A 19675-nucleotide genomic window follows, 5' to 3' on the forward strand; every position below is an offset into this window, starting at 1 on the left:
CCGAATCACTGTGTGGGTCGGCCCGCATCTCCAGGCGTGCCGGTCCGAGCCGGACGCCGTTCATGCCTCAGCTATGCCCCGGCCGTCTCGATGAACTCGCGTACGGCGGTCCGCGGGTCCCCCGAGCGGACGAGTGCCTCGCCGACCAGCACCACGTCGGCTCCCCAACCGCGGTACTCCGCCACGTCCTTCGGGCCGGTCACGCCCGATTCCGCGACCCTGACCGTGCCTTCCGGGATGGCCGTCACGAGGTCGGCGAACACACTGCGATCCACATCCAGCGTTGTCAGGTCCCGCGCGTTGATGCCGAGGAGTTCGGCTCCCGCAGCGACAGCGCGCCGCACTTCCTCGGCCGTGTGCGCCTCCACCAGCGGCGTGAGGCCCAACTCCTTGCACAGCCCCATCAGGTCGGCGAGCTGACCATCGTCCAGGGACACGACCATGAGAAGCGCAAGATCGGCGCCGTGCGCGCGGGCCTCCCACAGCTGATAGGGGTCGACGATGAAATCCTTGCGCAGGATTGGCACGTCGACCCGGGCACGTACGGCGTCCAGATCGGCGAGCGAGCCGCCGAAACGCCTGCGCTCGGTGAGCACACTGATCGCAGCGGCACCGCCGGCCGCGTACTGGGCCGCGAGGGATGCCGGGTCGGGGATGTCTGCCAGCGACCCCTTGCTGGGGCTCTTTCGCTTGACCTCGGCGATGATGGACACGCCGGGCGCCCGGAATTCGGGCAGCGGGTCGAGTGCGGGTGCCGCGTCAGCCGCCCGGGAGCGCAGCTCCGCCAGCGGCGTCGCACGCTTGCGCTCTTCCAAGTCCTCGCGAACTCCCTCAAGGATTCCGTCAAGAACGCTCATCGTCATCTCCCTGTCGATTCGTCCGCACATCCAGGTCGTGCTCGAAGAAGGTTATTCGGATCGATCATGGCGTGCGCACCGGCCTGCCACGCGGCGCGGAAGTGAACTCGCGGTCGGCAACATACATGGGATGTTTATCGGTCGAGACCAGGGGTGCCCTTGGCGGCCAACCCGCCCCCGTAGAAGCGTCCTTGGATGACTTCCGGCCAGGTACGCCCCCGCGCCACCGGCCCCCTACTTCCCGAAAATCCCCTGAATTCATGGGATGTTCCAGCCGGGGATCGTGGTATCTATACCGGTGCGCGAAAACCACCCGCAGAAAAGGACGTCGTATGAGAAAGCCTTGGGCTTTACCTCTGATCACGCTCGTCGCTGCCGCGCTCGGGGTGACCGCGGCAGATGTCACCCCTGCCTCCGCCGCCTCGAACACGCCCTTGCGGGTCATGCCGTTGGGTGACTCCATCACCTGGGGTGTGGGCAGCAGTACGGGCAACGGCTACCGGGGGCCGTTGTGGAACGAGCTTGCGGCGGACGGCCATCCGCTGGACTTCGTGGGCACGGGGCGGAACGGTTCGATGTCCGACCCCGACAACGAAGGCCACTCCGGGTACAGGATCGGCCAGATCGCCACGCTCGCCGACGCGTCGCTGACCCGCTACCGGCCCAACGTCGTGACGCTGCACATCGGCACCAACGACCTCAACGAGAGCTACCAGGTCTCCACCGCCACCGACCGGCTGAGGTCGCTGGTCGACCAGGTCACCGCCGCCGCCCCCGACGCGACCGTCCTCGTGGCCTCCCTGGTGGTGTCCACCAGCGGCTCGGAGGAGCAGTACCGTGCCGCGTACAACCAGGCCATCCCCCAGATCGTGAGGGACGAACAGGCCGGGGGCAAGCACGTCGCATACGTCGACATGAGCAGCCTGACCACGGCCGACCTGGCGGACAACCTGCATCCCAACGACTCGGGCTACCAGAAGATGGCCGAGGCCTTCCACCGCGGCATCCAGGCCGCGGACAGCGCCGGGTGGCTGAGGGACCCCGCCCCCGCGGCCGCACGCGTGCAGTCCGGCATCGCCGGTAAGTGCCTGGACGTCAACGGCGCCAACAGCGCCGACGGGACCGCCGTCCAGACCTGGAGCTGCGGCGACGGTGCCAACCAGCTGTGGTCCGCCTACACCGACGGCACGTTGCGCTCGATGGGCAAGTGCCTCGACGCCTCCGGCTGGGGCACCGCCAACGGCACCAAGGTGCAGCTGTGGGCCTGCCACGGCGGCGCCAACCAGGTCTGGCAGCCCTACAACGGCGGCTACCGCAACCCCGCCTCCGGCCGCTGCCTCGACGTTCCGGGCTTCTCCACGACCGACGGCACGCAACTCCAGCTGTGGGACTGCAACGGCGGCTCCAACCAGAAGTGGACCACGCTGACCGCCGGGTGACCCCGGGCACGGGCGGGCGGCGCCCGCCCGTCACTTCCCCGCCGTCGTCCCGAAGGGGAGCGGTTCGCCCGAGCGCAGGTGTTCCCTCAGCCACTGCTCGGTGTTGCTCACGTGCAGTAGTGCCGCTGCCTGGCTGAGGGTGGCGTCACGGGTGGACAGGGCGTTGAAGATGGCCTCGTGCTCGGCGAGGGTGCGGCCCGCGGCCTTGTCGTCGACCAGACCGCGCCAGATGCGGGCGCGCAGGGTGCGGCCGGAGATCCCTTCCAGGAGGGTGAGGAGGGTCTCGTTGCCCGTGGCCGAGACGACGGCGCGGTGGAAGGCGGCGTCGTGGGCGTTGAGCCGTTCGACGTCGTCGCGGGCCTCGCGCATGGCGTCCAGGTGCCGCTTCACCTCGGCCAGCTGCTCATCGGAAATCCGTGTGGCGGCAAGGGCCGTGGCCATGGGTTCGAGGAGCCGCCGTACCTCCATGAGGTCCTGCAGGGCAACCGAGTCGCCCTGCAGGAGCTCCACCGCACCGCCGAGCCCCTCCAGGAGCAGGCTCGGCTGGAGGCTGGTCACATACGTGCCGTCCCCGCGCCGGACCTCCAGGACCCGCGCTACGGCCAGCGCCTTGACCGCCTCGCGGGCGAGGTTGCGGGACAGGCCCAGCTGAGCGGCCAGGTCCGGCTCCGGTGGGAGCTTCGAGCCCGGAGGAAGGGCACCGGTCCGGATCAGCTCACGGATCTGCTCGATGGCCTTGTCCGTCAGAGACACCGCACATCCCTCCCTCCACCGTGCCCCGCGAGCACGTCCGACCTGATCAGCCCCTGCGCGCTCAGATCGTCCCAGAGGCCGTCCGGGACGTGCTGATCATGGAGTTCCACGTTTCGTCCGACCTGTTGCGGAGTCCGCATGCCGAGGGTGACGTTGATGATACTGGGATGGGTGTACGGGAAGGCGATCGCGGCGGCGGGCAGGCTGGTCCCGTGCGCAGCACAGACCTCGGCGATCGCCCTGGCACGGGCGACCAGCGCCGGCGGGGCGTCCTGGTAGTCGTACTTCATGCCCTCGGCGGGCCACTCACGGGAGAGCAGGCCCGAGTTGAACACGCCCACCGCCACCACGCTCTTACCGAGGTCCCGTGCGGCGGGCAGGACGTCGTCCAGCGCCGACTGGTCCAGGAGGGTGTAGCGCCCGGCCAGCATCACCACGTCGGCGGCGGTCTCGCGCAGGAAGCGGGCGAGCATCGCCGACTGGTTCATGCCGGCGCCGATCGCGCCGATCACCCCCTGGTCGCGCAAGTCCGCGAGCGCGGGCATGGCCTCCTCCGCCGCCTGTCGCCAGTGGTCGTCCGGATCGTGCAGGTAGACGATGTCCAGCCGGTCCAGGCCGGTGCGCTGCAGAGTGTCCTCGATGGAGCGGAGTACGCCGTCACGGCTGAAGTCCCACTGCCGCCGCAGGTCGTCCCGTACGACGAAGCCCTCCGTGTCGACACCGCGTGGCTCCTCGTTGGGCACCAGCAGCCTGCCCACCTTGGAGGAGATGACGTACTCGGCACGCGGGCGGCCCTTCAGGGCGGCGCCCAGACGGCGCTCGGAGAGGCCGAGGCCGTAGTGCGGTGCGGTGTCGAAGTAGCGGATGCCGGCGTCCCAGGCCGCGTCGATCGCGGCGGTCGCGTCCTCGACCGGGGTGATGCGGTAGAGGTTGCCGATCACGGAGGCCCCGAAGCCGAGCCCGGTGAGTGCGACGGACGTGTTCTGGATCTTCCGTTGGTGCAAGTCGTGCTCCTGGGATACGGGCGATGCGGGTGTGGTCAGCGTCTGACGTGGGCCGACCCGCCCGCGATGAGCGCCTCGACCTCGGCGAGCGAGGCCATGGAGACATCTCCGGGCGTGGTCATGGCGAGCGCACCGTGGGCGGTGCCGTAGGCGAGGGCGCTCCCCAGATCGGCACCGGCGAGCAGTCCGTGGATCAGGCCGGCGGCAAAGGCGTCGCCGGAGCCGATGCGGTCAAGGACCTGCAGGCCGGCCATCCGAGGTCCGGGGATGAAGCCGGTTTCGGCGGACCAGGCGGCCGAGGACCAGTCGTTGACGCCGGCAGACGGCACGCCGCGCAGGGTCGTCGCCAGTACTTTCGCCGCGGGGAGCAGACCGGCCAACTCGGCGAGGGTGTCCGCCACTTCGTCGTCCCCGATGCGCGTCTGCCCCGGGTACGTCCCGGCCATTCCCAGTGCACCCACGATGACGTCGGCGTGCCGGGCGAGCCGCAGGTCGGCCTCGCGGGCCCGTTCCGGTCCACCACGGCCGGCCCAGAGGCTGGGGCGGTAATTGGGGTCGTAGGAGACGGTGACACCGTGACGGCGGGCGGCCGCCATCGCCTCGTCGGCGACGTCCAACGTGGTGTCGGACAGGCCCGCGAAGATGCCGCCGGTGTGGAACCAGCGCACGCCGGCCGAGAACACCGCGTCCCAGTCGAAGTCCCCCTTCCGTAGGTGGGAGACGGCGGTGTGGGCGCGGTCGCTGACGCCGAGTGCGCCGCGGATGCCGTAGCCGCGTTCGACGAAGTTCAGGCCGTTGCGGGCGGTGCGGCCGATGCCGTCGTCCGGTATCCAGCGGATCAGCGAGGTGTCGACGCCGCCCTGGAGGATCAGGTCCTCGACGAGCCGGCCCACCGCGTTGTCGGCGAGCGAACTGACGACGGCCGTCCGCCACCCGAAGCAGCGCCGCAGCCCGCGGACGACGTTGTACTCACCGCCGCCCTCCCAGACCTGGAAGGAGCGGGCGGTGCGGATGCGTCCCTCGCCCGGGTCGAGGCGCAGCATCACCTCGCCGAGGGCCACCACGTCGATCACGTCATGCTCCTGTCCACCGCGTCCGCCGTCAGCCGGCGGATCTCCTGGTAGTCCCCCCGCTCCAGATGGGCAGCTGTGGCCATCCAGCTGCCGCCCACCGCGAGGACCGCCGGATCGGCCAGGTAGGCGGTCAGACGGGAGGCGGCGATCCCGCCGGTCGGCACGAAGCGCACTCCCGGGAACGGCGCTGCGAGCGCGCGGAGCGTACGCAGCCCGCCAAGGGGCTCGGCGGGGAAGAGCTTGACGGTGTCGAGGCCCGCCTTCAGGGCGCGCATCAGCTCGGTGGCAGTGGCGATGCCGGGCACCACGGGCACCCTCAACTCCCGGCACGTGGCGATGACTTCCTCGTCATAGCCGGGAGAGACCACGAAGCGGGCCCCGGCCGCAACGGCCCGTTCCGCCTGCTCGGGCGTGAGGACCGTGCCGGCACCGACGGCCAGGCCACCGTGGGCCGCCATCGTTTTGAGCACCCGCTCGGCGTCGGGGGTGCGGAAGGTGACCTCGGCGCACCGGGCGCCGCCCGCCGCGAGCGCGTCGGCCAGCGGGCCGGCGGTCGCGGTGGACGGCACGGTCAGCACCGGCAGGAGGCGGGCTCCGGCCAGTACGGAAGCCAGGTCGGTGCCGGTCATCGGCCCAGCCATCCGCCGTCGACGGGCAGGACGGTGCCGTGGATGTAGGCGGCGGCGTCGGAGGCGAGGAAGACGGTGGCGCCGGCGAGGTCGTCGGCGTTGCCCCAGCGGCCGGCCGGGATCCGGTCCAGGATCGCCTTGCTGCGTACCGGGTCGTCCTGCAGGGCCTGGGTGTTGTCGGTGGCGATGTAGCCCGGCGCAAGCGCGTTGACGTTCACGCCGTGCGGGGCCCATTCGTTGGCCAGGGCCTTGGTCAGACCGGCGATGCCGTGCTTGGCGGCGGTGTAGCCGGGGACCGTGATGCCGCCCTGGAAACTGAGCAGTGACGCCGTGAAGATGACCTTCCCCTGGCCGCGGGCCACCATCGTTGCACCCACCGCCCGAGTCAGCGCGAACTGCGCACTCAGGTTGACCTGGAGCACCAACTCCCAGTCCGCGTCCGCGTGTTCGGCGGCCGGGGCGCGTCGGATCGTGCCCGCGTTGTTGACCAGGATGTCCACTGGACGCTCACGGCCGGCGAGGTCCGCGCCCAGGGTTCGTACGGCTTCCGGGTCGGCGAAGTCGGTCCGGATCGCCTCGAAGGTGCGGCCGGCGGCGAGGACGTCCTTCTCGACCGCGCTGCCGGACTCCTCCAGGGTGGCGCTGACGCCGATGACGTCGGCGCCGGCCTCGGCGAGCGCGCGGGCCATGGCCCGGCCGATGCCGCGCCGGGCCCCGGTGACGACGGCGAGCTTTCCGGTGAGGTCGAAGGCGGTCATGCGTCGGCTCCCTGGGCGTCGTCGGTGCAGTCCACGAGGATCTTCATCACGTCGCCGCCGCTCTCCAGGGCCTCGAAGGCTGCGGGCGCCTCGGTGAGCGGGACGACCTTGCTGATCAGCCGCTCGGCCGGGACGGTGCCGTCGGCGACCAGGGCCGCCGCACGCTCGAAGTCGGAGCGGTCGTACAACCGGGCGCCCACCAGGGTCAGTTCGCGCCAGAAGAAGCGGTGCAGGTTGACCTCGCGCGGGCGGGGGTGGATGGCGACCAGGCACAACCGGCCGCGCACTCCCAACACCTCCACGGCGGTGTCGACGCCGGCCGCCGCACCGGACACCTCGAAGGCGACGTCCGCGCCCGCGTCCTGGGTCCACTGCCGCACCGCCTCGGACACGTCCTCGGCGGCCGGGTCCCAGGCGGCGAGACCCAACTCCTCGGCGAGCAGCCGACGGTGGGTGTTCAGCTCCACCAGCCGGACCTCGGCACCCGCGGCGCGTGCGACCAGCGCGATCAGGACGCCGACCGGGCCACCGCCGACCACCACGACCTTCTCGCCCTCACGCACGGCGGCGCGGCCCACGTCGTGCACGGCGACCGCGGTCGGCTCGACGAGGGCGGCCCGGTCCAGGGCGAGCGACTCCGGCAGCCTGATCAGGGTGGAGGCGGGCACCGTCCAGCGTTGCTGCATCGCGCCCGGGGAGTCGATGCCGATGAAGTCGAGGTGCTGGCAGATGTGTTGATGGCCGGCGCGGCAGGCCGGACAGGTGTCGTCCCAGCGCAGCGGCATGACCGTGACCGCGTCACCGGGCTGCCAGCCCTCCACGCCCGGCCCGACCCGCACCACGCGACCGGACATCTCATGCCCCAGGACGGCCGGCGCATCGACCCGGGCGTCCATGTCGCCGTGGAAGATGTGCAGATCGGTGCCGCAGATACCGACAAAGGCGGGAGCCAGCTCCACCTCACCCGGACCGGGCGGCACACCGATTGCGGGAGCCGTGTCCAGGGAGCGGGCGGAAACGTAACGGACGGCAAGAGTCATCGTGCTCTCAGGGTCCCTTCAGCGCGGACGCCGATCGTCAGCAGCAGGTTGGCGTAGGTACGGGTGTCGGCGGTGACGATCGCCAGCGCCAGGTCGGGCGAGCGGGCAGCGTCGTAGAACTCGAAGCGGCCGAGCGTGTCGACCGGGAGGGGCGCCAGCATCGAGCGGTACTCGGCAATGGCGGACGGCTCCGCTTCGCCCTCGGGCGGCACCATGACGTGGGCCGCCTCGACGGGCAGGGCACGCAGCAGGACCTCGAGCACGGTGGTGACGTCGAGCAGGCCGGGGGCGAGATTGAGGTGGACGGTGCGGGCACGCTCGCCGGTGGCGGTGCTCGCGGGGTAGTGGCCGTCGGCGAGCAGCACACGGGAGCCGTGACCGGCTCCGGCCAGGGATTCGAGGATCCCGGGATGCAGCAGTTCCGTCAGGAGCACGGTGTCACCTCCTTCGTGGGGGCGGGGGTCAGGAGGTAGAAGGCGGTCGCGGTGCCGGCGAGGACCGCGTGGATCTCGGTGTCGGAGCAGCCGTTCAGGAGTTCCTCGACGGTGGCGGCCCAGCGGTTCCAGCCGCCCGCGAGATTCGCCACCGGCCAGTCGGAGCCGAACATCAGCCGGTCGGGGCCGAAGGCGGCGAGCAGGACGTCCCACACGGGGCGGATGTCGTCGACGGTCCACTTCTCGTGGTCCGCCTCGGTGATCAGCCCCGACACCTTGCAGCGGACCTGGGGATGCCTGGCCAGCATCCGCAACTGCTGTGCCCAGTCAGTGAGTTCGCGCCGCGCGATCGGCGGCTTGCCGGCGTGGTCCAGGGCGAGCGGCAGCTCGGGGAGCCGTTCCGCGAGCCGGATCGCCTGCGGAAGCTGGTGGCTGCGGATCAGCACGTCGTATCCGAGCCCGCGCTCCCCGACCGCTTGCAACCCCCTTTCCACGTCGGGTCGTTGGAGCCAGTGTGGATCCGTCTCACTTTGCACGAGATGACGCAGGGACCGCAGATACATGCCGCCCGGCCCCGCGAGCAACTCGTCGAGCAGGTCCCCGATCGCGGGGGACGTCAGGTCCGCCCAGCCCACCACGGCCCCGATCAGCGGGTCGATGTCGGCCAGGGCGAGGAGGTCGCGGGTCTCGGGCACGGAGGCGATGCACTGGACGACCACCGTGCTCGTCAGTCGCCGTCCGGCGATCGGCCGGGTCGCGGCCGATCGCAGGGCGTGCGGGCCGAAGTTGCGGCGGATCGGCTCGTGCCCCGGCTCGTCCAGCCAGGGCTGCGGCCGGACGTCCAGGTCCCAGACGTGGTGGTGGGCGTCGACGAGGGCCTGGGCCTCAGACACGAGCGGTCCAGACGGGGCCGTCGGGGTAGGCGTACTCCTTGAGGGACGCGGGGTGCATCTGCGCGCTCAGCCCGGGCAGGGTCGGCGCCAGGTAGTGGCCGTCGACGATGCGCACCGGGTCGACGAAGTGCTCGTGCAGATGGTCGACGTACTCGATGACGCGGTCCTCGACCGTGCCGGTGACGGCGACGTAGTCGAACATCGACAGGTGCTGGACCATCTCGCACAGGCCGACGCCGCCCGCGTGCGGGCAGACCGGGACGCCGAACTTCGCAGCGAGGAGCAGGATGGCGATGTTCTCGTTGACGCCGCCGACCCGTGCGGAGTCGATCTGCACGATGTCCACCGCGCCGGCCTGCAGGAGTTGCTTGAAGACGACCCGGTTGGCGATGTGCTCGCCGGTGGCGACCTTGATGGGGCTGACGGCCTTGCGCACGGCGGCGTGGCCGAGGATGTCGTCGGGGGAGGTGGGCTCCTCGATCCAGTACGGCTGGTAAGGGGCCAGTGCGCTCATCCAGTCGATTGCGGCCTGGACGTCCCATCTCTGGTTGGCGTCGACGGCGATGCGGATTCCGTCGCCGACCGTCTCGCGCGCGGTGCGCATGCGCCGTATGTCGTCGTCCAGGTCCGCCCCGACCTTCAGTTTGATCTGGGTGAAGCCGTCGGCGACGGCCTCGCGGGCGAGGCGGGACAGCTTCTCGTCGGAGTAGCCGAGCCAGCCGGGGGTGGTGGTGTAGGCGGGGTAGCCCTGGTGGAGCAGGCGGCCGATGCGCTGTTCGCGGCCGGGCTCGGCGCGGCGCAGGATCTCCAGGGCCTCCTCGGGGGTGAGGGCGTCGGAGAGCCAGCGGAAGTCGACCTGGGCGACCAGGTCCTCGGGTGACATCTCGCCGAGGAAGCGCCAGACGGGCTTGCCGGCCCGCTTGGCGGCGAGGTCCCAGGCGGCGTTGACGACCGCGCCGGTTGCCATGTGGATGGCGCCCTTCTCCGGGCCCAGCCAGCGCAGTTGCGGGTCGTGGACGAGGGAGCGGGAGAAAGTGCCGAGGTCGGCGCAGACTTCGTCGACCGACAGGCCCACCACATACGGGGCGAGAGCGGCGATGGCCGCGGCCTGGACGTCGTTGCCGCGGCCGGTGGTGAAGGCCAGGGCGTGGCCTTCCAGGCCGTCGCCCGCGTCGGTGCGCAGAACGACGTAGGCGGCGGAGTAGTCGGGTTCGGGGTTCATCGCGTCCGACCCGTCCAGGTGCTCGGACGTCGGGAAGCGCACGTCCAGCACGTCCAGGGCGGTGATGCGGGCCACGGCGGGGGATGCCTGGGAAGTGGACAGGGCGGATGACATGGCGGCAACTCCTGTGAGGTGCGGGGCGATACGACCCCTGGCGACGAGATGAGGGTGCGGCGGAGGGTGCCGGGCGTCCTGGACGGCCGCCGGTTTCACTCCTGGACCTTGCCGCCCGTGATACGCGAGATGGTCAGCGCGACCAGGATGATCAGGCCGTTGAGGGCGCCGATCCACTGCGCGGGGACACCCGCGAGCGTGAGCACGTTCTGGATCATGAAGAGCAACAGGATGCCGCTGAAGGCGCCGAACATGGTGCCCTTGCCGCCGTTGAGGCTGATGCCTCCGATGACGGCGGCGGCGAAGACGGTGAAGATGTAGCCGTTGCCCTGCGCCGAGGCGACGGAGGCCAGGCGTCCGGAGAGCATCAGTCCGGCGAGGGCGGCGAGGACACTGCCGGTGACGATGACGATCCACAGCACCCGGTCGGTGCGGATGCCGGCCGCCTTCGCAGCGTCGACGTTGCCGCCGATGGCGTACAGCGAGCGGCCGAAGCTGGTCCAGCCGAGCACCACGATCGCGACGGCGAACAGCACCAGGCAGACCCAGATCGACGCGGGCATCCCGAACCATTCGGCCGTGCCGAGGTAGAGCATCGACTGCGGCAGCTGGAAGAAGGTCTGGCCGCCGGAGATGCCGGTGAGGACGCCGCGCAGCACGATCAGCATGCCGAGGGTGACGATGAAGCCGTTGAGGCCGAAGCGGATGATCAGCAGGGCGTTGATCACGCCGACGAGCGCGCCCACGGCCAGGGTGACAGGAATGGACCACGCGCCGGGGAGCAGTCCGAGTCCGTGGCCCGCGCCGACCGGCACGACCAGCCAGGCCGCGACGCCGGGCGCGAGGCCCATGGTGGACTCGAGCGACAGGTCCATCTTCTTGACGATCAGGATCATCGTCTGGGCCAGGACCAGCAGGGCCATCTCGGACATGGTCTGCAGGACGTTGATGAGGTTGTCGGCCTGCAGGAAGACCGGGTTGACGATCTGTCCGACGATCGCGATGACCACGATGGCCGGGACGAGTGCGAGGTCGCGGAGGCGGGCCAGGGGTATCCGGCCGCCGAGCAGCACGGTCCGCTTCGGCGCCGGCTCCGTGCCTTTGGCGGCAGCGGTGTCCGCGAGGACGGATTCAGGCATCACTTCAGGCATTCAAGTCCACTCCTTCCATCGCGGCCACGAGGTCGTGGTCGTGCCAGCCGCGGGCGATTTCCGAGGTCACACGGCCCTGGAACATCACCAGGACCCGGTCGCACATACGCAGGTCGTCGAGTTCGTCGGAGGCGATGAGCACTCCGGTGCCGGTGGCCGCGGTCTCCTCGACCTTGCCGAGGAGGAACTCCTTGGAGCGCACGTCCACGCCCGCGGTCGGGTTGATCAGGACCAGCAGCCGGGGGTCGTCGGCGAGGGCGCGGGCCATGACGACCTTCTGCTGGTTGCCTCCGGACAGGGCGGAGACGGGCAGTTCGGGACCGGGCGTCTTGATCGCGAGGTTCTCGATCATGCCCTCGGCGAGCCGGTCCCGGCGGCTGCGGCTGAGGAAGCCGTTGGCGCCGAGCCTGCGGGGAACGGACAGGGTGGCGTTGTCCGCGACCGACATGTCGGGAACGAAGCCCTGGTGGTGCCGGTCCTGGGGGACGAACCCGGCGCCTGCGGCGAGCGCCGCGGGCACGCTGCCCGGCCGGGGCCGGCGCCCGGCGACCTCCACCTCGCCTGCCGCTGCCGTCCGAAGTCCCACGACGGTCTCGGCGACCTCGGTACGGCCGCTGCCGGCGGCCCCCGCGAGGCCGACGATCTCGCCGGCCCCGATCCGGAAGCTGACGTCGTCGTACGCGTCGCCCCGCAGCGCGCTGACGCTCAGCGCGGCCGTGGCACCGGGGTCGAGGGCGCTCGTGCGTTCCTCGCGCCGGTCGGCCGCCGCCTCGCCGGTCATGGCGGCGACGAGGTCGGCACGGGGAAGGTCCGCGACCGGCGCGGTCACGATGTGCCGGGCGTCGCGGAACACCGTCACCATGTCGCAGATCTCGTAGATCTCCTGGAGATGGTGGCTGATGAACAGGAAGGTCACGCCCTGGCGTTGCAGGTCGCGGATGCGATCGAAGAGGCGGTTGATGGCCGCCCCGTCGAGTTGCGCGGTCGGCTCGTCGAGGATGATGAACCGGGCCCCGAAGGACAGCGCGCGGGCGATCTCGACGAACTGCCGCTGCTCCACGCTCAGATCACCGGCCGGGGTCTGCGGGTCGACGTCCACCGACCAGGTCGACAGCAGCTCCTGTGCGCGGCGGCGGGTGCCCTGCCAGCTGATGAGCCTGCTCTGTCCGTGGTCGTGCCGGTTCAGGAAGAGGTTCTCGGCGACGGTCAGCGTGGGGATGATCGTCGACTTCTGGTAGACGCAGGCGACGCGTCGACGCCAGGCGTCACGGTCGCTGGGCCGGGGGGCGGGCTCGCCGCCGAAGGTCACCGTTCCCTCGTCGGGGGCCTGAAGGCCGGTGAGGACCGACACCAGGGTCGACTTGCCGGCTCCGTTGCGGCCGACGAGTGCGTGGGTCTCGCCGGGCCTGATGGTGATCCGGGCGCCGTTCAGGGCCACCGTCGGACCGAATCGTTTGACTATGCCCGTCGCCTCGACGACGGGCGGGTCCGAGGGGGCCCGCCCGTCGTCCGCCGGGACGGGCGCGGGAGTGACTGCTCGCTCCCCGTCGCTCATCTCAACCGCCTTGTTCTTGTGGGCCGTTGTTCCGGAAGACCAATCAGCCGAGGTTGTTGCCCCACAGCGCCTTGTCGTCGCTCTTCACGCTGGGCACGCCGCCGTAGGTGGCGCCGTCGGCGGTGACGAGCGGGGCGGAGAGCTGGTCCTCGAGCACGCCGTCGCGGACCTGGATGATGGTGCTGTCGTGGTCGGTCTTGCCGGGCTTGAACGTCTTCCCGTCGATCGCGGCCTTGACGTAGTACAGGGCGTACTTGGCGTAGAGGTCGGCCGGCTGCGAGACCGTGGCGTCGATCTTGCCCGCGGCGATGGACTTGAGCTCCTCGGGGATGCCGTCGTTGGACACGACGAACACGTGCTTCTTGTCCTTCGGGCCCACCAACAGGCCCTTCTGCTTGAGGACTTGGAGCGTGCCGGACAGCGCGAAGCTGGCCTCCATGTAGACGCCCTTGATGTCCGGGTTGGCCGTCAGGTCGGTCTGCAGTTTCTGTGCGGCGACGGCGCCGTCCCAGTTGGTGGCCTCGCCGAACACCTTGATGTCCGGGTAGTTCTTCTTCATGCAGTCGTTGAACGCCTCGGTGCGGTCACGGCCGTTGATGGAGTCCAGACCGCCCTCCAGCATGACGACCTTGCCCTTGCCGCCGAGCTTGGTGCCGAGGTACTGGCAGGCCTTCTCGCCGTAGGCGCGGTTGTCGGCGCGTACGACCATGAACACCTTGCCGCTGTCGGGGCGGGTGTCAACGGTGACGACCGGGATCTTCTTCGCCTCCAGCTGCGCGAGGGTGGGCGCGATGGCGGCGGTGTCCTGCGGGGCCATGGCGATGCCCTTGACGCCCTGGCTGATGAACGTCTGCGCGTTGGCGGTGAGTTTGGCGACGTCGTTCTGCGAGTTGGTCGTCTTCAGGTCCAGGCCCAGCTGCTTGCCGTACTGGGGCGTGTACTTGATGTAGGAGTTCCAGAAGTCGGTGTCGGAGCGCGGGTAGTCGACGCCGACCAGCGGCGCGCCACTCGACGACGTACCACTGGTGGAGCCACTGCCGCAGGCGCTGAGCAACGCCAGTGCGGACAGGGCGGAGACGGCTGAACAGAGGGCGGTTCTGACTCTCATCGGTGCTTCCTCGCGCCGGTCCCGTAGCGGGAGATGTTTCGCCTCGACGACATCTGTGTATCGCCGCGCAATAGAGATGGGATGTTTATAGGCGTGCCACTGGCTCCCTGTCTACAAGGTGACGCCAAAAAGGCAAGATCCATCCCATCAATCCTTGCGCCTGGATGATCCGAATCGGCCATGGAGCCCTGACAGACATGCCATGTTTGGCCAATCGCAAATTGCGACAGACTCACCTCAAATAGGGCCAACTACCCGGCCGTCAGGTGCTTTTCATCCCTGCACACCGGTTGACATCCCAGGGAGACATGGCAGACCTTCATGCGTAACAAGCGGCGCCCTGCCCTCCCCTGTCCCCTTCTGCATCAGGGATGTCTCCATGTCGAGTTCGATCAACAGACGCCACTTCCTGGCCGGTGCCACCTGCGTCGCCGCGGCGGCCGTTGCCGGCGGCGTGTTCGGTGCCGGCATCGCCCAGGCGGCGCCCAGCACGTACACGCCCGACTGGAACTCGGTCGACCAGCACCCGCCGGCCCCGGAGTGGTTCCAGGACTGCAAGTTCGGGATCTACTTCCACTGGGGCGTCTTCAGCGTCCCCGCCTACGAGAGCGAGTGGTACCCGCGCAACATGTACCAGGCGGGTGGCAACGCCAACCAGCACCACATCGCGACCTACGGCCAGCCGTCGGCATGGCCGTACCACAACTTCATCAACGGGGCGCAGGACCTGGCGGGCAACTTCGTGAAGTTCGCGCCGAAGCTCAAGTCGGCGGGCGGGAACTTCGACCCCGACGAGTGGGTGCAGCTGTTCGTCGACGCCGGCGCCAGGTTCGCCGGCCCGGTCGCCGAGCACCATGACGGCTTCTCCATGTGGGACAGCCAGGTCAACGAGTGGAACTCGGTGAACAAGGGCCCGGGGCTCGACCTGTTGCGGCTGTTCTCCACGGCCATCCGCGCCAAGGGCCTCAAGCTGCTGGTGGCCATGCACCACGCGTACCACTTCAACGGCTTCTACGAGTTCGCCCCCGCCCAGACGGACCCCAGCCTCAAGAAGCTCTACGGGCAGCTGGGCTCGACCGCGGAGAACCAGCTCTGGTACGACAAGCTCAAGGAGGTCATCGACCGGGTCCAGCCCGACATCCTGTGGCAGGACTTCAAGATGGACGCCGTCGACGAGACACAGCGCCTGAACTTCCTGTCGTACTACTACAACCAGGCCAACTCGTGGGGCAAAGAGGTAGTTGCCACCTACAAGGACGGCATGGACGCCAAGGGCGAGGTGTTCGACTACGAGCGCGGCGGCCCGGCCGACATCACCACCCCGTACTGGCTGACCGACGACAGCATCTCCAGCTCCAGCTGGTGCTACACCCAGGGCATCGGCTACTACACCATCCAGGAGATGCTGCACTCGTTCATCGACCGGGTCAGCAAGAACGGCAACATGCTGCTGAACATCGCGCCGATGGCCGACGGCACCATCCCCCAGGCGCAGAAGGACATCCTGCTCGGTATCGGAGACCACCTGAAGCGCTTCGGCGAGTCGTTGTACTCGACGCGCGCCTGGACGGCATACGGCGAGGGCCCGACGAAGATGGGCGGCGGCGCGTTCAGCACCCCGCACGCCGGCACGTCCCAGGACATCCGCTTCACCCGCAACAAGGCGAACAACGTCCTGTACGCCACCGTGCTGGGCTGGCCCGGCAGTTCGCTGACGATCAAGACCCTGAGCTCGGACCGGATCAACCTCTCGTCGCTGACCTCGGTGAAGCTCCTCGGCACCACCGCGGGCACCTACATCGACCTGCCCGCGCCGGCCCAGAGCTCCTCCGGCCTCACGGTCACCCTGCCGTCCTCGGCGCCGTACAGCGCGAACGCCTACGTCCTGAAGCTCGCCTTCTCCGGCACGATCCCGGGCCTGCGGCCGCTCGCCGGCGCCCTCGCCGCCACGGACGTCAACTACAGCGGCAACTCGGCCGTACTCACCGTCGGTGACTACACCACGGCCGACCTCACCTCGGCCGGGCTGGGCGCGGGCAGCATCTCCTCCCTCCGGCCGGCTCCCGGTTACCAGGTGATCGGCTACTCCGGGGACAACTACAGCGGCACCTCCTGGACATTCACCGCCGAGAACCCCGACCTGCGGGTCACCGGCAACAACGACCAGATCGCCTCGCTGCGGGTCCAGTTCAACCCGGCCACCTACTTCCGGCTCACCAACGCCACCGACGGACTCGCCCTGGACAGCGGCGGCGGCGTGGCCTCCGGCTCCAACCTCAAGCAGTGGACCTGGAACGGCAGCTCCAACCTCCAGTGGCAGGCGGAGGCGGTCGGGGGCGGCTACTACCGGCTGATCAACCGGACGAACGGCATGGTCGCCGACGGCTGGGGCGCCACCGACAACGGCTCTCCGGCCCGACAGGCCCCCTGGAACGGCGGCAGCAACCAGCAGTGGAAGATCACCCCCCGGGGCGGCGACCGCTACTCGATCACCAACCGCACCACCGGCCTGGCCCTCGACGGCGGCGGCAACGTCGCCTCGGGCTCCGTCACCAAGCAGTGGACGTACGGCAGCAGTTCCAACCTGCTGTGGTCCTTCACAGCCGTCTGATCTCTCTTTCCCCAGCCGCCCGCCGCCGCCCGGATTCCAAGCCGACCGGGCGGCGGTGGGCAACCACGACGGTTGGACCTCCCCTCCCCTCCCCTCCCCCCGCCCCACGCACCGCCGACCGGACACAGGAGTCCCCCTTGACGGACAGCGCCATAGACCGCAGACGCTTCCTCACCGCAGCCGCACTGACCGCGGGAGCCGCGGCCCTGCCCGGCGGCCTCCTCCCGGGCAGGGCGGAGGCGGCCGTCCCCCCGCAGGTCACCCTCCCCGAGCGCGGCATCCACGACACGTCCCCGGCCTCCTCCTGGACCGACGGCTTCCTCACCGGCAACGGCGAGTACGGGGCCGTGCTGCACGGCGCTCCCGCCCTGGAGAAGGTGGTCTTCAACTATCAGCGGCTGGTGCTGCCGAACGGGACCCGTGACCTGACCCCGCCGGTGATCTCCGGCCGTCTGGAAGGCGCCCGCGACAAAGCACTCGCGGGTGACTACGCGGGCGCCAACCGGGACTTCGCCGCGGGCTGGTCGCTGCGCTGGACGCAGGCCTACCACCCCGCGTACGAACTGCAGATCGACACGCCCGGCATGACCACGGTCGACAACTACGCACGGGTCACCGACTTCCGTACCGGCGAGGTGAGTTCGAGCTGGACGGACCAGTTCGGCACCTGGACCCGGCGGGCGTTCGTCTCACGGGCCGACAAGGTGATCGTCCATGAGCTGACACCCGCCTCCGGCCGGACCGTCGACACCACGCTGAGCGCCAACACCGCGCTCACCGGGGTTCCCAGCAGCATGAGCTTCACCACGCGGGCCACCGTCACCGGCGGCTCCGGCTACCTGAACCTGCGTGGCACCTACCCCTCCGGGCAGGGCGCCTTCGGCTACGAGGGTGTCACCCGCGTCGTCGCCTCGGGCACCGGCGCCACGGTCACCGTCAACGGCTCCACGATCGTGGTGGCCAAGGCGGCCAAGGTGCTGCTGCTGACGAAACTGGGCCGCTACGAGTCGTCCACGGGCTGGGACTCCCAGCCGTTGCACACACAACTGGCCGCGCTCGGCACCGACTACACCGCACTGCTCTCGCGGCACACCGCCCTGCACACCCCTGTCTACGACCGTTCACGCCTCGACCTGAACGTGTCGGCCGCCGACCGGCAGCTCTCCGTCAGTGAACTGATCGCCCGTCAGAACGCCGACCGCACGGTCATCGACACGGCGCTGCTGGAACGGCTCTACGACTCCGGCCGCTATCTCTTCCTCAGCTCCAGCGGCATTCTGCCGCCCCGCCTGACCGGCATCTGGGCCGGATCGTGGGGCGCCGCCTGGGCGGACGACTTCACCACCGACGCCAACGTCAACCTCCAGGTCGCGGGCGGCAACATCCTCGACCTGACCGAGCCCATGCAGGGCTATTTCGACCTGATCCTGAGCCAGCTGAACGACTGGCGCACCAACGCGAAGAACCTCTACGGAGCCCGCGGCTTCCTCGCCCCCTCCCGCACCGACGGCGAGTACGGCCACATGCTCCACTTCAACAACGGCACCTTCCCCGGCCACTGCTGGACCGGCGGCGCCGACTGGCTGCTCCACCCGCTCCTGGAGTACTACCAGGTCACCGGCGACCAGGCGTTCCTGCACGACAAGCTCGGCCCGGCTCTGATGGAACTGGCCCTGTTCTACGAGGACTTCCTCACCCGCACCGACGCGAACGGCAAGGCGGTCTTCGTGCCGTCCTTCTCCATGGAGAACGCCCCCGGCAACACCGGCGTGTACCTCTCGATCAACGCCACCGGCGACATCATGGCCGGCAAGCACGCCCTCCAGGCCGCCATCGACGCAGCCAACACCCTCGGCGTCGAACAGGGCGGCGGCCAGGGCGTCGCCCGCTGGACGGCGCTGCTGAAGAAATTCCCGGACTACCGCATCAACGGCGACAACGCGCTGGCCGAATGGTCCTGGCCGAGCCTCACCGACAACTACAACCACCGGCATGTGCAACACCTGTACGGCGCCTGGCCGCTGCATGAGATCAACCCCGAGAACGAGCCTTCCCTGGTCCGCCCGGCGCAGCGGGCCCTGGAGCTGCGCGGCGACCAGAACATCTCCGCACACGGCAGCCTGCACCGGGCACTGGCCTGGGCCCGGCTGAAGGACGGCGGACAGGTCTACGGCAACCTGCGGAAGATCCTCGGCAACAACATGGTCTTCAAGTCGCTGATGACCTCCCACAACCCGAACCTCGACATCTACAACGCCGACGCCGCGAACGCCATCCCCGGCGTGCTGGCCGAGGCCCTCATCTACAGCCGGCCCGGAGTGCTGGAGATCCTGCCCGCGCTGCCCGACCAGCTGCCGAAGGGCACGATCACCGGGGTCCGGGCGCGAGGCCGGATCCGGATCCACAGCTTCGCCTGGGACCTGAACGCCCGGACCGCCACCCTGTCGATCACCTCCGACGTCAACCAGGACGTCACGCTGATCAGCCGCCGCGGCATGACCTCCGTGACCACGACCGCGACCGTCACGCCCTCCTCCCTCGGCACCCACGCCAGGAAGGTCTCCCTGACCGCCGGGCAGCGCACCGACATCACCGTCTCGCTGCTCAGCGGCTTCTTCCGGCTCGAAAACCGGCGCAGCGGCAAGGTGCTCGACGTCACCAGCGGCAGTACCGCCGACGGCGCAGGCCTCATCCAGTGGGGCTGGTCCGGCAGCCAGAACCAGCAGTGGCGGCTCCAGCCCGACGCCGACGGCTCCTTCCGCCTCGTCGCCCGCCACAGCAGCAAGGTCGTCGACAGCCCCGGGGGCTCCGGACAGGGCGCCCAGCTCATCCAGTGGCCGGACGGCAACAGCGACAACCAGCACTGGAAGGTGGTCGACGCAGGCGGTGGATACGTCCGGCTCGTCAACGTCCGCAACGACCTGTGCGCGGACGTCGAGGGCGGATCGGCGGACAACGGCGCCAAGGTGATCCAGTGGCCGGTCGGTGACGGAACCAACCAGCAGTGGCGGCTGGTCGCCCTCTGACCGTCGCC

16 protein-coding genes are annotated in these 19675 nt (G+C 69.7%); 3 read left to right on the forward strand and 13 right to left on the reverse strand.

Features of this window, described 5'->3' with window-relative positions:
* Positions 1–71: 71 nt before the first annotated feature.
* A complete protein-coding gene (gene trpC / locus P2Q00_RS12695) occupies positions 72–857 on the reverse strand; it encodes an indole-3-glycerol phosphate synthase TrpC (RefSeq protein ID WP_275772426.1) in 786 nt (261 codons plus the stop codon).
* A 332-nt stretch (positions 858–1189) separates the two neighbouring features.
* Between trpC and P2Q00_RS12700 the strand changes: the two genes are divergently transcribed.
* A complete protein-coding gene (locus P2Q00_RS12700; RefSeq protein WP_275772428.1) occupies positions 1190–2296 on the forward strand; it encodes a ricin-type beta-trefoil lectin domain protein in 1107 nt (368 codons plus the stop codon).
* Positions 2297–2326: 30 nt separating this feature from the next.
* Here the strand turns inward: P2Q00_RS12700 and P2Q00_RS12705 are convergent, their stop codons facing one another.
* The 12 genes from P2Q00_RS12705 to P2Q00_RS12760 all read right to left on the reverse strand — a co-directional run bounded on the left by P2Q00_RS12705 (position 2327) and on the right by P2Q00_RS12760 (position 14030).
* On the reverse strand, positions 2327–3049 hold the full coding sequence (locus P2Q00_RS12705; protein ID WP_275772429.1) for a FadR/GntR family transcriptional regulator: 723 nt from the start codon (positions 3047–3049) through the stop codon (positions 2327–2329).
* Entirely contained in the window at positions 3040–4053 is a 1014-nt protein-coding gene (locus P2Q00_RS12710; RefSeq protein WP_275772431.1) for an aldo/keto reductase, read from the reverse strand. Before P2Q00_RS12710 ends, P2Q00_RS12705 begins: the two co-directional genes overlap by 10 nt.
* A gap of 35 nt (positions 4054–4088) precedes the next feature.
* On the reverse strand, positions 4089–5126 hold the full coding sequence (locus P2Q00_RS12715) for a sugar kinase (protein WP_275772433.1): 1038 nt from the start codon (positions 5124–5126) through the stop codon (positions 4089–4091).
* Complete coding sequence (locus P2Q00_RS12720) at positions 5123–5755, reverse strand: bifunctional 4-hydroxy-2-oxoglutarate aldolase/2-dehydro-3-deoxy-phosphogluconate aldolase (RefSeq protein ID WP_275772435.1); 633 nt, start codon at positions 5753–5755, stop codon at positions 5123–5125. Before P2Q00_RS12720 ends, P2Q00_RS12715 begins: the two co-directional genes overlap by 4 nt.
* Positions 5752–6513, reverse strand: a complete 762-nt coding sequence (locus P2Q00_RS12725; RefSeq protein WP_275772438.1) for an SDR family oxidoreductase — start codon at positions 6511–6513, stop codon at positions 5752–5754. Before P2Q00_RS12725 ends, P2Q00_RS12720 begins: the two co-directional genes overlap by 4 nt.
* The gene (locus tag P2Q00_RS12730) at positions 6510–7553 is read right to left on the reverse strand and encodes a zinc-dependent alcohol dehydrogenase (protein WP_275772441.1); all 1044 of its coding nucleotides are present in this window, start codon (positions 7551–7553) and stop codon (positions 6510–6512) included. The genes P2Q00_RS12725 and P2Q00_RS12730 overlap by 4 nt, the downstream gene beginning before the upstream one ends.
* Complete coding sequence (locus P2Q00_RS12735; protein WP_275772443.1) at positions 7550–7987, reverse strand: RbsD/FucU domain-containing protein; 438 nt, start codon at positions 7985–7987, stop codon at positions 7550–7552. Before P2Q00_RS12735 ends, P2Q00_RS12730 begins: the two co-directional genes overlap by 4 nt.
* Positions 7978–8880, reverse strand: a complete 903-nt coding sequence (locus P2Q00_RS12740) for an amidohydrolase family protein (RefSeq protein WP_275772445.1) — start codon at positions 8878–8880, stop codon at positions 7978–7980. The genes P2Q00_RS12735 and P2Q00_RS12740 overlap by 10 nt, the downstream gene beginning before the upstream one ends.
* Complete coding sequence (locus tag P2Q00_RS12745; protein ID WP_275772447.1) at positions 8873–10216, reverse strand: L-fuconate dehydratase; 1344 nt, start codon at positions 10214–10216, stop codon at positions 8873–8875. Before P2Q00_RS12745 ends, P2Q00_RS12740 begins: the two co-directional genes overlap by 8 nt.
* Before the next feature lie 95 nt (positions 10217–10311).
* Positions 10312–11355 carry an ABC transporter permease gene (locus tag P2Q00_RS12750; protein WP_275772713.1) on the reverse strand — a complete coding sequence of 348 codons (1044 nt, stop codon included), beginning with the start codon at positions 11353–11355 and terminating at the stop codon, positions 10312–10314.
* A 4-nt stretch (positions 11356–11359) separates the two neighbouring features.
* Positions 11360–12922: a sugar ABC transporter ATP-binding protein gene (locus tag P2Q00_RS12755; protein ID WP_275772448.1), complete on the reverse strand. Its 1563-nt coding sequence runs from the start codon at positions 12920–12922 to the stop codon at positions 11360–11362.
* A 43-nt stretch (positions 12923–12965) separates the two neighbouring features.
* On the reverse strand, positions 12966–14030 hold the full coding sequence (locus P2Q00_RS12760; RefSeq protein ID WP_275772449.1) for a sugar ABC transporter substrate-binding protein: 1065 nt from the start codon (positions 14028–14030) through the stop codon (positions 12966–12968).
* A 379-nt stretch (positions 14031–14409) separates the two neighbouring features.
* On the opposite strand from P2Q00_RS12760, the gene P2Q00_RS12765 reads away from it, so the two are divergent.
* Together P2Q00_RS12765 and P2Q00_RS12770 are read left to right on the forward strand one after the other, a co-directional pair.
* A complete protein-coding gene (locus tag P2Q00_RS12765) occupies positions 14410–16641 on the forward strand; it encodes an alpha-L-fucosidase (protein WP_275772451.1) in 2232 nt (743 codons plus the stop codon).
* A 137-nt stretch (positions 16642–16778) separates the two neighbouring features.
* On the forward strand, positions 16779–19667 hold the full coding sequence (locus P2Q00_RS12770; RefSeq protein ID WP_275772453.1) for a glycosyl hydrolase family 95 catalytic domain-containing protein: 2889 nt from the start codon (positions 16779–16781) through the stop codon (positions 19665–19667).
* Positions 19668–19675: the final 8 nt, after the last annotated feature.

Source organism: Streptomyces coacervatus (assembly GCF_029223485.1).
Lineage (GTDB): Bacteria > Actinomycetota > Actinomycetes > Streptomycetales > Streptomycetaceae > Streptomyces > Streptomyces coacervatus.

Coding starts and splice junctions, on each gene's coding strand:
- P2Q00_RS12725 (WP_275772438.1), bottom strand. CDS start 6,513: ATGACCGCCTTCGACCTCACCGGAAAGCTCGCCGTCGTCACCGGGGCC.
- P2Q00_RS12750 (WP_275772713.1), bottom strand. CDS start 11,355: ATGCCTGAATCCGTCCTCGCGGACACCGCTGCCGCCAAAGGCACGGAG.
- P2Q00_RS12730 (WP_275772441.1), bottom strand. CDS start 7,553: ATGACTCTTGCCGTCCGTTACGTTTCCGCCCGCTCCCTGGACACGGCT.
- P2Q00_RS12760 (WP_275772449.1), bottom strand. CDS start 14,030: ATGAGAGTCAGAACCGCCCTCTGTTCAGCCGTCTCCGCCCTGTCCGCA.
- P2Q00_RS12745 (WP_275772447.1), bottom strand. CDS start 10,216: ATGTCATCCGCCCTGTCCACTTCCCAGGCATCCCCCGCCGTGGCCCGC.
- trpC (WP_275772426.1), bottom strand. CDS start 857: ATGAGCGTTCTTGACGGAATCCTTGAGGGAGTTCGCGAGGACTTGGAA.
- P2Q00_RS12720 (WP_275772435.1), bottom strand. CDS start 5,755: ATGACCGGCACCGACCTGGCTTCCGTACTGGCCGGAGCCCGCCTCCTG.
- P2Q00_RS12765 (WP_275772451.1), top strand. CDS start 14,410: ATGTCGAGTTCGATCAACAGACGCCACTTCCTGGCCGGTGCCACCTGC.
- P2Q00_RS12755 (WP_275772448.1), bottom strand. CDS start 12,922: ATGAGCGACGGGGAGCGAGCAGTCACTCCCGCGCCCGTCCCGGCGGAC.
- P2Q00_RS12700 (WP_275772428.1), top strand. CDS start 1,190: ATGAGAAAGCCTTGGGCTTTACCTCTGATCACGCTCGTCGCTGCCGCG.